Raw genomic sequence first — 12606 nt, 5'->3', positions numbered from 1 at the left:
TGGTTCCATGGACATGACACAACGCGTTCAACGATGGCTCGCATCGACCTGGGGCTCGCGCGGCCACGAACTGGCGGCCACGCAGCCCGCCGAGCCGGCGGCGGACCTTGAAGCGATCCGCCAGGCCATGCGCATGGCGACAGGCCCCTGCAGCCACGAGCACCGCGCACGCGCCTGCGGCCAGATTGCGCGCGCGGGCAGCCTGATCGAGCTGTGGCTGCTGCGCTCCACGCTGTACCAGTACCTCGCGCAGGATCTGGGCGAAGCCGCGGCCGTCAGCCGGGTCGAGGGGCTGCTGCCCCTGTTCGGGCACGCGGTGCCGGGCGCTGCGGCGCGGCGCGAAAGCCCCGACAATGCGGGGCATGGACAGCCCCTTCATTGAGAACTACCAGTTCCTGGCCCGCTACAACCGCTGGTTCAACCAGCGCCTCTACGCGGCCTGCGAGCCGCTTGGAGAGGCGGGGCGCAAGCGCGATGGCGGCGCCTTTTTTGGCTCCATCCACGGCACGCTGAACCACCTCGTGTGGGCCGACTCGATGTGGCTGCAGCGTTTTGCCAGCCAGGGGGTGGTGTTCGAGGCGCTGGGCGGTGACCTGCTGGCGCTGCCCGCCGGCGCCTCGTTTGCCACCGAACTCGAAGCCGATTGGGATGCCCTCAAGGCCCGGCGTGACCGGCTGGACGCCGCGGTGGAAGACTGGCTGGCCGACATGCCGGCCAGCTTCCCCCTGAGCACCATGCGCTATGCCAACAGCAAGGGCGTGCCACGCGAGCACCCCGCCTGGAAGGCGCTGACGCACTTCTTCAACCACCAGGCGCACCACCGCGGGCAGGCCACCACCTTGCTGATGCAGGCGGGGGTGGATGTCGGCACCACCGACCTGATCGCGCTGGTTTGAGGTGACCGCCGGTTGCTACGCTATTGATAGCAGACAGTGGCCGCCAGGCCTGGACTCCAGCCTGATTTGACCAACAAAAAGCCCGCCGGAGCGGGCTGATGGCGTGAGCCGGGTGCCGGCTTACTTCTTGGCGGCGCTGGCGGCGGCCTTGGGCGCTTCAGCCTTCTTGTCGTCTTTCTTCGCGGCCTTGGCCTTCTTGGCTTCTTCCTTGGCCTTCATGTCAGCCTCTTTCTTGGCTTTGGCTTCCTCGGCCTTTTTGGCTTTTTCTTCTGCCTTGGCTTTCTTGTCGGCTTCCTTCTTGGCCTTGGCTTCGTCGGCCTTCATCTTGGCTTCGGCCTTGGGGTCCTTCTTTTCCTCCTTGGCGGCGGGCGCCGCAGCGGCTGCAGGGGCGGCGGCGGGCTTGGCTTCTGCCTTCTTGTCGGCGGCCTTTTCTTCCTTGGCGGCAGCCGGCGCGGCCGCGCCCTTGAAGCCGGCGCCGTTGACGGTCAGGCCTTCGGTGGAGAACTTGGCGGCGTTGCCTTCGCCCACGCCCTTGACGCGGCTGATGAAGTCGCTCCAGTCCTTGAAGCTGCCCTTCTTGCGCTCGTCAATGATCCGGCCGGAAATGGCCGGGCCAATGCCCTTGATGCCATCGAGCTCGGCGGCGCTGGCCTTGTTCACGTCAACGGCAGCGAAGCAGGCGGCGGCGTACAGCATGGCCACGAAGGCCAGGATTTTCTTCAACATGGGGATCTCCTCAGGGGATGGACAAACCGGCACCCTCCGCGCCGGGCTGCTCCTATAACGGCGCTGCCGTGTCCCCGTTGACCGCCAGCCGCGGCGGCGATCAGGACTTACCCTTGGGCACCGCCCAGGGTGTCGATGTACCTCGCCACGCCGGTCTGCACGTCGCAGAACGCGTGATCGCAGCCCGCGGCGCGCAGGCGGCCCAGGTCAGCCTGGGTGTAGCACTGGTACTTGCCGCGCAGCGCATCGGGGAAGGCCACGTACTCGATCAGCTGTGCCTGGGTGGCGCCCGTCAGGTCCAGCGCCGGCTGATGCTTGCGCGTGCGCATGCCGTTGACCACGGCCAGCGCCACGTCGTTGAACGGCTGGGCGCGGCCGGTGCCGAGGTTGAAGATGCCGCTGCGGTCCGGATGGTCGAGGAACCACAGGTTGACGGCTACCACGTCGTCGATGAAGACGAAATCGCGCATCTGCTCGCCCGGCGCGTAGCCGCCGTATTCGCCGAACAGCTTGACGCGGCCCTCCGCCTGGAACTGGTTGAACTGGTGGAAGGCCACGCTGGCCATGCGGCCCTTGTGCTGCTCGCGCGGGCCATACACGTTGAAGTAACGGAAGCCCGCGACTTGTGTTGTCGCCGCCGAGAAATCGGTTCCGAGTTCTCTCCGCATTCTCTGGTCGAACAGCAGCTTGGAGTAGCCGTAGACGTTGAGCGGCTTTTCAAACTCCGGCGTCTCGCGGAAGGTGTCGGAGCCGCCGTACGTGGCCGCCGACGACGCGTACAGCAGGCGCGTGCCGCGCTTCTGGCAGGCCGCGAACAGGTTGCACGACAGCGAGTAGTTGTTCTCCATCATGTAGCGGCCATTGGTCTCCATGGTGTCGCTGCACGCGCCCTCATGGAAGACGGCCTCGACCCGGCCAAACGCGCCGTCGGCAAAGCGGTCATAGAACACGCTGGCGTCCAGGTAGTCGGCGATCCGCAGGTCAGCCAGGTTGCGGAACTTGTCGCCCTGGGTCAGGTCGTCGACGGCAATGATGTCGTCGATGCCACGGGCATTCAGCCCCTTGACGAGGTTGCTGCCGATGAAGCCGGCCGCGCCGGTCACAACGATTCGGGTCATGAAAACAGTTCCTCATGGGAGACGGTGGCAGTGCCGAATTTGCCCACCACGATGCCGCCAGCCTTGTTGGCCAGGGGCAGGGCGTCGCGCAGGCTCATCCCGGCGGCCACCAGGGCGGCCAGGGTGGCGATCACGGTGTCGCCGGCGCCGGTCACGTCGAAGACTTCGCGGGCCTGGGCCGTCACATGGACTTCGCCCTGCGCATCGAACAGGCTCATGCCTTCCTCGCTGCGCGTGACCAGCAGGGCGCCCAGCTGCAGCGATTCGCGCAGGCCCTGGGCCTTGGCGCGCAGCTCGGCCTCGCTGTGCCAGGTGCCCACCACCTGCTGCAGCTCGGCCCGGTTGGGGGTGATGACGGTGGCCCCCGCGTAGCGCGAATAGTCGCTGCCCTTGGGGTCCACCAGCACCGGCTTGCCGGCGGCGCGCGCGGCGCTGATCATGGTGCCCACATGGGCCAGGCCGCCCTTGCCATAGTCCGAGAACAGCACCGCGCCGTGCTTCGGCACCAGCCGGGCGAAGGCCTCGGTCTGCGAGGCCAGCGCCTCGTGGTCGGGCTCGTTCTCGAAGTCCATGCGCAGCAGTTGCTGCTGGCGGCCAATGACCCGCAGTTTCACGGTGGTCTGCAGGCCCGGGTCGCGCGCCAGGTGGGTCTGGATGCCGGTGTCGCGCATCAGCGCTTCGAGCTTGCGGCCGGGTTCGTCGTCGCCCATCACACCGATGAAGCTGGCCTGGGCCCCCAGCGTGGTCACGTTGAAGGCCACGTTGCCGGCGCCGCCAATGGTCTCGACCTCGCGCGTGACCCGCACCACGGGCACCGGCGCCTCGGGCGAGATGCGGTCCACCGCGCCATGCCAGTAGCGGTCGAGCATGGCGTCGCCCACCACGAGCACGCGGGCTTTGGAAAGCTGGTCTTTGGTCGGGTTCATAGCTCTTCCACCCGGCGGGCCGGGTAGCTGTCCCAAGCCTGGCAGCCCGGGCATTGCCAGAAATGCTGCTTGGCCTCGAAGCCGCAGGCCGCGCAGCGGTAGCGCGTGAGGGGCTTGGCGGCGTGTTCAAGCGCGTTCTGCACGTGGACATGGATGTCCTCGTCGGCGAGCTTTTCGCCGGCCAGCCATTTGGTGGCGGCCACCAGCGAGGGTTCGCGCTTGAGGTGTTCGCCGTACCAGCCGCGTGCCACGGCCGGGTCGGGCTCCAGCGCGGCAATGGCGTCCAGCACATCCAGCGAGGGGTACAGCTCGTAGCTGGTCTGCAGCACCTGCAGGGCCTGCGCCTGCTGGCCGCTGGCCACGCCTGCCTCAGCCAGCCGCTTCGCGGTGAGCGCGATCGCGGCGGGCGCGGTGTGGGCCAGTGACAGCAGGGTCTTCATGGCGGCGGCGGCATCGCCGCGGCGGCTTTGCAGCGCCGCCAGGTCCATGCGGGCGCGTGGCGCGTCGGGGGCAGCCGCCAGTGCCTGGCGCAGCAGCGGTTCGGCCTGGTCGTCGGGCACGCGGGCGGCCTGTTCGCACAGGTAGTGGGCCCTGCGGGTGCCGAAGCTGCCTTCGCCCGAGGCCTCGAGCCGGGTGGCGACTTCGGTGGCCTGGGCCCAGTCGCGCGAGCGCTCGTAGATGGCCAGCAGTGCGAGGCGGGCCTGCGCCTCGAAGGCCGTGCCTTCAAGCCGGCGCAGTGCGTCCTCGGCGCGGTCCAGCAGCCCGGCCTTGAGGAAGTCCAGGGCCAGCGCATGCTGGGCCCGGTCGCGGTCGGTGCGGGCCAGGTCGCCGCGTGACAGCAGGTGCTCGTGCACGCGCACCGCGCGCTCGTACTCGCCCCGGCGGCGAAACAGGTTGCCCAGCGCGAAGTGAAGCTCGGAGGTGTCGGGGTCGTTCTGAACGGCCTCGATGAAGGCGTCGATGGCCTGGTCCTGCTGCTCGTTGAGCAGGTAGTTGAGGCCACGAAAGTAGGCCTTGGGCGCCTGCCGGTTCTCGATGCGCAGCTGGCGCAGGTCCAGCCGCGAGGCCACCCAGCCCAGCACGAACACCAGCGGCAGGCCCAGCAGCAGCCAGCTCAGGTCAAAGTCCATGGTGCAGGGTCGAGCTGGCGTCTTCCGGGGCCACCGTCTGGGGCTCGCGGGCGGCCTTGCGGGCCGCGCTGCGGTGCTTCCACCAGCGCGGCACCATGCCCAGCACGCCCACGGCCAGGCCCATCGCGAACGCCACCAGCACCACCAGCACCTGCGGCGCGCGCCACTGGGTGCCGAAGAAGAAATGCACGGTGGCGTCCTGCTGGTTATTCAGCGCAAAGGCAAACAGGGTAAAAAAAATGGCTGCCTTGAGCAGCCACATGAGGTATTTCATCCATCTCCTCAGTGACGAAGAGATTCTATCGGTCTCAGCCCTTGGCTTCGAGTTCGGCCGTGCGCTTGTCCACCGCTTCGCGCAGGGCCTTGCCCGGCTTGAAGTGGGGAACGCGCTTTTCAGGGATGTGCACGCTTTCACCGCTGCGCGGGTTGCGCCCCATGCGGGGCGGCCTGCGGTTGATCGAGAAGCTGCCGAAGCCGCGGATCTCGATGCGGTGTCCGCGCACCAAGGCGTCGCTCATGGCATCAAGAATGGTCTTGACGGCATATTCGGCGTCGCGGTGCGTGAGCTGGCTGAAGCGGGCTGCCAGTTCTTCGACGAGGTCGGATCGGGTCATGAAATCGAAGACATTGCGGGACAGACCGGCCAACGCGTGATGCGCAGGGCCGCCCTGTCCTCAACGGTTCAAACCTTATTTCGATTCGTTGTTGTCCAGCTTGGCGCGCAGCAGGGCGCCCAGGCTGGTCGTGCCGGCGTTTTCGCGCGAGGACTGCTGGCTCAGGTTGGCCATCGCGCCCTGTTCGTCAGCCATGTCCTTGGCCTTGATCGAGAGCTGGATGTTGCGGGTCTTGCGGTCGATGTTGACGACCACGGTCGACACTTCGTCGCCTTCCTTGAGCACGTTGCGGGCATCTTCCACGCGGTCGCGGGAGATTTCCGAGGCGCGCAGGTAACCGATGATGTCTTCGCCCAGGTCGATCTCGGCGCCCTTGGCGTCGACGGTCTTGACCTTGCCCGACACCACGGAGCCCTTGTCGTGCACCGACACGAAGGTGGCAAACGGGTCGCCGTCCAGCTGCTTGATGCCCAGGCTGATGCGCTCGCGGTCCACGTCCACGGCCAGCACGATGGCGTCCACTTCCTGGCCCTTCTTGTAGTTGCGCACGGCGGCTTCGCCGGGCTCGTTCCACGAGAGGTCGGACAGGTGGACCAGGCCGTCGATGCCGGCGGCCAGGCCGACGAACACGCCGAAGTCGGTGATCGACTTGATCGGGCCCTTGACGCGGTCGCCGCGCTTGGTGTTCTGCGCGAATTCCTGCCAGGGGTTGGCCTTGCACTGCTTCATGCCCAGGCTGATGCGGCGCTTGTCCTCGTCGATTTCCAGGACCATGACTTCGACTTCGTCACCCAACGAGACGATCTTGCTGGGGGCGACGTTCTTGTTGGTCCAGTCCATTTCGGAGACGTGCACCAGGCCTTCGATGCCGGGCTCGAGTTCCACGAACGCGCCGTAGTCGGCGATGTTGGTGATCTTGCCGAACATGCGCGTGCCTTGCGGGTAGCGGCGGTTGACGCCCATCCAGGGGTCGTCGCCCATCTGCTTGAGACCCAGCGAGACACGGTTCTTCTCGGTGTCGAACTTGAGGATCTTGGCGGTGATTTCCTGGCCGGCCTGAACGACTTCGCTCGGGTGGCGGACACGGCGCCAGGCCATGTCGGTGATGTGCAGCAGGCCGTCGATGCCGCCCAGGTCCACGAACGCACCGTATTCGGTGATGTTCTTGACCACGCCACGCACCACGGAACCCTCTTTCAGGGTTTCCATCAGCTTGGCGCGCTCTTCGCCCATGGAGGCTTCGACCACGGCGCGGCGGCTCAGCACCACGTTGTTGCGCTTGCGGTCCAGCTTGATGACCTTGAATTCCAGGGTCTTGTTCTCGAACGGGGTCAGGTCCTTGATGGGACGGGTGTCGATCAGCGAGCCCGGCAGGAAGGCGCGGATGCCGTTGACCAGAACGGTCAGGCCGCCCTTGACCTTGCCGCTGGTGGTGCCGGTGACGAATTCGCCGGATTCCAGGGCCTTTTCGAGGCTCATCCACGAGGCCAGGCGCTTGGCCTTGTCGCGCGACAGGATGGTGTCGCCATAGCCGTTTTCGATGGCGTCGATGGCCACCGAGACGAAATCGCCCACCTGGACTTCGATTTCGCCCTTGTCATTCTTGAACTCGTCGATCGGCACGTAGGCTTCGGACTTGAGGCCGGCGTTCACGACGACGAAACTGTGTTCGATACGGACCACTTCGGAGGTGATCACTTCGCCGGTGCGCATTTCAGAGCGCTGCAGCGATTCTTCGAACATCGAGGCAAATGATTCAGACATTGAATTTCCTTGCACGTCACGCAGGTTTCCAGCGGCACCATTGCTGCTGTTTCTAGGACTGATGACGGCGGTTTTGTGCGGAAGGGTCCGCGGTTGGAGTTGATGAACCGCACCGCCTGGGCGCTGACGCGCGAGAGGGGCTGTGCGGGCCTTTCAGCTGTTCGGGGAGGCCCCGAACGGCTGCCTGTCCTGCCACCACGACAGCACCTGAGCAACCGATTCTTCAACCGTCTGCTCCGAGTTGTCGAGCAACAAGGCATCTGCGGCAGGCTTCAAAGGGGCCACGCTGCGGGACGAATCCCTCGCGTCGCGCGCTTCCAAGTCTTGCCGAAGACTGTCGAGTGTAGCTGAAAAACCCTTTGAAATCAACTGCTTATGGCGCCGTTCGGCACGCTTGGCGGCGCTGGCCGTCAAATACAGCTTGAGCGGGGCCGCCGGAAAGATCACGGTGCCCATGTCGCGGCCATCGGCCACCAGCCCCGGCAGGCGCCGAAAGCCGTGCTGCAGGGCGACCAGGGCCGTGCGCACGGCGGGCAGGGCGGAGACCCGCGAGGCGTTCATGCCGGCTTCCTCGGTGCGGATGGCGTCGCTCACGTCCTGCCCGTCCAGCAGCACATGGCCGCCGGCAAACCGCACCGGCAGCCGCCGGGCCAGATCGGCAATGGCGGCCTCGTGGGCGGGTTCCAGGGCCAGGCCGGCGCGCAGTGCGGCCAGCGCCGTCACGCGGTAAAGGGCGCCCGAATCCAGGTAGTGGTAGCCCAGCTGCTGCGCCAGGGTGGCGGCCAGCGTGCCCTTGCCGGAGGCCGTGGGGCCGTCCACGCAGATCACAGGCACCCGGCCCGCCACGGGCTCGACCACCGAGAACAGGGTCTCGAAATAGTCGGGGAAGGTCTTGGCCACGCACTTGGGGTCTTCAATGCGAACGGGCACGGCGTCGGCATTGAACGCCGCCAGCGAGAAGCACATCGCCACCCGGTGGTCATCGTAGGTGTGGATGCTGGCGGCCTTCCACTGGGCCGGCGGGGTGATGCTCAGCCAGTCCGGGCCTTCGGCCACCGTCGCACCGAGCTTGGTGCATTCAACGGCCATGGCGGTGAGGCGGTCGGTTTCCTTGACGCGCCAGCTCGCGATGTTGCGCAGCGTGGTGGTTCCGTCGGCAAACAGGGCCATGACCGCCAGGGTCATGGCGGCGTCGGGGATGTGGTTGCAGTCAAGGTCGATGGCCTTGAGTGGCCAGCCCGCGCCGGGCTCGCCGCGTGAAATTTCGAGCCAGTTGGGGCCGCTGCGCACCACGGCCCCCATGGCCTGGGCGGCCTCGATGAAGCGGATGTCGCCCTGGATCGAGTCGGCCCCCACGCCCTGGATCTTCAGGCCGATCTGGCCGGCCACTGGCGCCGCGATGGCCCCGAGCGCGATGAAATAGCTGGCGGACGAGGCGTCGGCCTCCACGTGGACGACGCCCGGTGAACGGTAGCGGCTGCCGGCCGGGATGGTGAAGCGCTGCCAGCGGTCCGCGCCCCCGGGGCGCTGCACGGCGATGCCGAAGCGCTCCAGCAGGTTGAGGGTGATCTCGATGTACGGCCGCGAGATCAGCTCGCCCACCACCTCGATCACCACGTCGCCCTGCGCCACCAGGGGCAGCGCCATGAGCAGGGCGGTCAGGAACTGGCTGGACACGTCACCGCGCACCTGGATGGGCGCCTGCAGCGCCAGCGCCGGCCGGTCAATGCGCAGCGGCGGGAAGCCGTCCTGTCCCAGGTAATCGAGCTGGCAGCCCAGTTGGCGCAAGGCGTCCACCAGGTCGCCAATGGGCCGCTCGTGCATGCGCGGCACGCCGCTGAGCTCGAACTCGCCGCCCAGCACCGCCAGCGCGGCGGTGAGCGGGCGCATGGCGGTGCCGGCATTGCCCATGAAAAGCCTGGCCGGCGAGGCCGGTGCCCGCCCGCCAAGCCCGGTGATGCGGACCAGCGCGCCTTCGTGGGCCACGCCACAGCCCAGCTGGCGCAGCGCGGCCAGCATCACGCGGGTGTCGTCGGAGTCCAGCAGGTCATGGATCTCGGTGGTGCCCTCGCACAGCGCCGCGAGCAGCAGCACGCGGTTGGAGATGCTCTTGGAGCCGGGCAGGGTGACGGTGCCGCCCGCGCGGGCCAGGGGAGGGAGGTCGAGGAACTCGGTGGCGTACATCAGCGGCGGCGCGGCAGCCCAGCCGCCGGCATGACTTTCATGTTGATTTCTTGGCGGGGGCGCCCATGCGCCAGTGGGCCCGGGTGTCGCTGGCCTGCCGGACCAGGCCTTCCAGCGCATCGGAGTTGCCGCTCTGGATCATGATTTCCAGCGAGTGCAGCGCGTCGCGGAACTTCTTGGACTGGCTCAGCAGCTCTTCGCGGTTGGCCAGCAGCACGTCGCGCCACATCTTGGGGTCGCTCGCGGCAATGCGCGTGAAGTCGCGGAAGCCCGGGCCGGCCAGCGACAGGTAGTCGCGCCCGTGCGGCTGGTTGGTGATGCCGTTTATGAGCGCGAAAGCCACGAGGTGGGGCAGGTGGCTGACGGCGGCAAAGGCCGCGTCATGCGATTCCGGCGACATCTGGATCACCTTGCTGCCCAGGGCCGTCCACACGTCCACCGCCTGCTGGAGCTTGGCGGTCATGGTGCGCTCGATCGGCGTGAGGATGACCTGCTTGCCGTTGTAAAGGTCGGGGTCGGCGTGGTCGACGCCGGACACTTCCTTGCCGGTCACCGGATGGGCCGGCACAAAGGTCGCCACGTGGACGCCGAGCACGCGGCGCGCCGCATCGACCACGTCGCGCTTGGTCGAGCCCACGTCCATGATCAGGGTGTTGGCAGTGATCAGGTGCTTGATGGCCTTGAGCGTGGCCTCGGTGGCGGACACCGGCACGGCGAGCAGCACGATGTCGGCCCCCGACACGGCCAGCAGCGCCGAGGGCGCCTCCACATCGATCACGCCCATCTGGCGCGCGCGCTCGGTGGTGGACGGGGACTTGCTGTAGCCGACCACGCGCTTGACCAGCCCGGCGCGCTTGAGCGCCAGCGCGAACGAGCCGCCCATCAGGCCACAGCCGATCAGTCCCAGTTGTTCAAACATCAGTCAGCACTCCCGAAGGGCCGCCCCGAGGGAGGCTGGGCCCCTGGAGGCCGGAAAGAAGGGGGATGGCGGGCACCATGTCATTCACCCACGGGGTAGGTGCCCAGCACCTTGTAGAAGGCGCACAGGCCCTGCAGGTCGCGCAGCGCGGCCGCCACATGCGGCTCGGTGGGGTGGCCCTGCACGTCAATGTAGAAATAGTATTCCCACTGGCCGGAGCGCGCGGGGCGCGACTCGAAGCGCGTCATCGAGACCCCGTGGGCCTTGAGCGGCACCAGGATGTCGTGCACCGCCCCGGGCTTGTTGGGCACCGACACGATCAGGCTCACGCAGTCGCGGCCCGAGGCCTGCGGCGCGGCCAGGGTTTGCGGCAGGCAGATCACGGCGAAGCGGGTGCGGTTGAAGGCGTCATCCTGCACCGCGTGCGCCGCAATGTGCAGGCCGAACTCGCTGCCGGCGCGCTCGCTCGCAATGGCGGCCCAGGTCGGGTTGCCGGCGGCCTGACGGGCCCCCTCGGCATTGCTGGACACGGCCCGGCGCTCCGCCTGGGGCAGGTGCTTGGTGAGCCAGCCCTGGCACTGCGCCAGGGCCTGGGGGTGGGCCAGCACGACCTCCACGCCATCCAGTGACTTGGACAGGCGCAGCAGGTGGTGACGCACCAGCAGGCTGATCTCGCCCACGATGTGCAGCGGCGACTGCAGCAGCAGGTCGAGCGAGCGGGTGACCACGCCCTCGGTGTTGTTCTCCACCGGAACCACGCCGAAGTCGGCCGTGCCCGCCGTGGCGGCATGGAACACCTCGTCAAAGTTCACGCAGGGCACATGCTCGATGCTGGAGCCAAAGAACTGCACCGCGGCCTGCTCGCTGAAGGTGCCGGCCGGGCCCAGGTAGGCCACGCGCTGCGGCGCCTCCAGGGCACGGCAGGCCGACATGACTTCGCGCCAGATGGTGGCCACGTTGGCGGCCTTGAGCGGGCCGGGGTTGGCGGCCTGCAGGCCATTGATGACCTGCGCTTCGCGCTCGGGCCGGAACACGGCCGAACCCTCCGCGCGCTTGATCTCTCCGACTTCATTGGCCAGTGCCGCCCGGCGGTTCAGCAGCGTGAGCAGCTCGCCGTCGACGGCGTCGATCTGCGTGCGGAGGTCGGCAAGGGATTGGGGCATGTCGCGAAAATTCAGGTGTTCTTTTGCTCAAATTCTCGCATGTAGTCCACCAGCGCCTGCACACCGGCCAGCGGCATGGCGTTGTAGATGCTGGCGCGCATGCCGCCCACCGACTTGTGGCCCTTGAGCTGCAACAGCCCGCGCGCCTTCGCGCCGGCCAGGAAGTCATCATTGCGCGATTCGTCGGCCAGGAAGAAGGGCACGTTCATGCGCGAGCGGCAGTTTTTGGCAACCTTGTTGGCGTAAAACGCCGAACCATCGATGAAGTCGTACAGCAGGGCCGCCTTGGCCATGTTGCGCCGCTCCATGGCCGCCACGCCGCTTGCGCCGCCCTCGGTTTGCCGCTTGAGCCACTGGAAGGTCAGGCCGGCGATGTAGATGGCCCAGGTGGGCGGCGTGTTGTACATGGACTGGTGCTCGGCCACGACCTTGTAGTCGAAGGCGCTGGGGCAGATCGGCAGGGCGTGGCCCAGCAGGTCGTCGCGCACCACCACCAGGGTGACGCCGGCCGGGCCCAGGTTTTTCTGGGCGCCGCCGAAGGCCAGGCCCACGCGCGACCAGTCCACGGGCCGCGAAGCCACGTGCGAGGAAAAGTCGATCACCAGCGGCGCATCGCAGCCCAGGGCCTTCAGGTCGGGCAGCTCGTGGAACTCCACGCCGTGGATGGTCTCGTTGGTGCAGACCTGCACATAGCGGGTGCCCGTGCTCAGGTCCCAGCCCGCCGGCGCGGGCAGGCTGGTGTGGCCATCGGCCTCGTTGCTGGCGGCGATGTGCACCTGGCTGCAGTACTTGCGGGCCTCTTTCTGCGACTTCTGGCTCCAGCTGCCGGTGACCACGTAGTCGGCCGTGGCCGCGTGCGAGAGGTTCAGCGGCACGATGGCGTTTTCGGCCAGGCCGCCGCCCTGCATGAACAGGATGCGGAAGTTCGAGGGCACGGCCAGCAACTCGCGCAGGTCGGCCTCGGCCTGCTCGTAGATCGAGATGAACTCGCGCCCGCGGTGGCTCATTTCCATCACGCCCATGCCGCTGCCATGCCAGTCGAGCATTTCGGCGGCTGCCTGCTGCAGCACCTCAGGCGGAATGGCGGCGGGGCCGGCGGCGAAGTTGTAAGGGCGGTTCATTCGACAATTTCAAGGAGAAAAGGCCTGGAGTCCAGACCGGGCGGG

The 12606-nt window shown here is 67.4% G+C and carries 13 protein-coding genes; 2 read left to right on the top strand and 11 right to left on the bottom strand.

Annotated features, from left to right (window positions below; genetic code table 11):
- Positions 1-7: 7 nt before the first annotated feature.
- Both KF796_16365 and KF796_16360 read left to right on the top strand, forming a co-directional pair.
- Complete coding sequence (locus KF796_16365) at positions 8-382, top strand: hypothetical protein (GenBank protein ID MBX3588209.1); 375 nt, start codon at positions 8-10, stop codon at positions 380-382.
- Positions 363-896 carry a DinB family protein gene (locus tag KF796_16360; GenBank protein ID MBX3588208.1) on the top strand — a complete coding sequence of 178 codons (534 nt, stop codon included), beginning with the start codon at positions 363-365 and terminating at the stop codon, positions 894-896. Before KF796_16365 ends, KF796_16360 begins: the two co-directional genes overlap by 20 nt.
- Positions 897-1016: 120 nt before the next feature.
- On the opposite strand, the gene KF796_16355 is transcribed toward KF796_16360, so the two are convergent.
- The 11 genes from KF796_16355 to serC all read right to left on the bottom strand — a co-directional run bounded on the left by KF796_16355 (position 1017) and on the right by serC (position 12561).
- A complete protein-coding gene (locus tag KF796_16355; GenBank protein ID MBX3588207.1) occupies positions 1017-1622 on the bottom strand; it encodes a helix-hairpin-helix domain-containing protein in 606 nt (201 codons plus the stop codon).
- Positions 1623-1729: 107 nt separating this feature from the next.
- Complete coding sequence (rfaD, locus tag KF796_16350) at positions 1730-2740, bottom strand: ADP-glyceromanno-heptose 6-epimerase (GenBank protein ID MBX3588206.1); 1011 nt, start codon at positions 2738-2740, stop codon at positions 1730-1732.
- Positions 2737-3666, bottom strand: coding sequence for a D-glycero-beta-D-manno-heptose-7-phosphate kinase (gene rfaE1 / locus KF796_16345; GenBank protein ID MBX3588205.1), 930 nt, complete (start codon positions 3664-3666; stop codon positions 2737-2739). Before rfaE1 ends, rfaD begins: the two co-directional genes overlap by 4 nt.
- A complete protein-coding gene (lapB, locus tag KF796_16340) occupies positions 3663-4796 on the bottom strand; it encodes a lipopolysaccharide assembly protein LapB (GenBank protein ID MBX3588204.1) in 1134 nt (377 codons plus the stop codon). The genes rfaE1 and lapB overlap by 4 nt, the downstream gene beginning before the upstream one ends.
- A complete protein-coding gene (locus tag KF796_16335; protein ID MBX3588203.1) occupies positions 4786-5070 on the bottom strand; it encodes a LapA family protein in 285 nt (94 codons plus the stop codon). The genes lapB and KF796_16335 overlap by 11 nt, the downstream gene beginning before the upstream one ends.
- Positions 5071-5104: 34 nt before the next feature.
- Complete coding sequence (locus KF796_16330; protein ID MBX3588202.1) at positions 5105-5410, bottom strand: integration host factor subunit beta; 306 nt, start codon at positions 5408-5410, stop codon at positions 5105-5107.
- 75 nt (positions 5411-5485) lie between these two features.
- Positions 5486-7174, bottom strand: coding sequence for a 30S ribosomal protein S1 (gene rpsA / locus KF796_16325; protein ID MBX3588201.1), 1689 nt, complete (start codon positions 7172-7174; stop codon positions 5486-5488).
- A 153-nt stretch (positions 7175-7327) separates the two neighbouring features.
- Entirely contained in the window at positions 7328-9358 is a 2031-nt protein-coding gene (locus KF796_16320; protein ID MBX3588200.1) for a bifunctional 3-phosphoshikimate 1-carboxyvinyltransferase/cytidylate kinase, read from the bottom strand.
- A 37-nt stretch (positions 9359-9395) separates the two neighbouring features.
- On the bottom strand, positions 9396-10277 hold the full coding sequence (locus KF796_16315; protein MBX3588199.1) for a prephenate dehydrogenase/arogenate dehydrogenase family protein: 882 nt from the start codon (positions 10275-10277) through the stop codon (positions 9396-9398).
- An 80-nt stretch (positions 10278-10357) separates the two neighbouring features.
- Entirely contained in the window at positions 10358-11440 is a 1083-nt protein-coding gene (gene pheA, locus KF796_16310; GenBank protein MBX3588198.1) for a prephenate dehydratase, read from the bottom strand.
- A gap of 11 nt (positions 11441-11451) precedes the next feature.
- The gene (serC, locus tag KF796_16305) at positions 11452-12561 is read right to left on the bottom strand and encodes a 3-phosphoserine/phosphohydroxythreonine transaminase (protein MBX3588197.1); all 1110 of its coding nucleotides are present in this window, start codon (positions 12559-12561) and stop codon (positions 11452-11454) included.
- Positions 12562-12606: the final 45 nt, after the last annotated feature.

It is taken from the genome of Ramlibacter sp. (assembly GCA_019635435.1).
In the GTDB taxonomy this organism is placed as follows: Bacteria; Pseudomonadota; Gammaproteobacteria; order Burkholderiales; family Burkholderiaceae_C; genus JAHBZM01.
Note: the sequence above shows the minus strand (reverse complement) of the source record. Positions and strands in the feature narration are given on the sequence as shown.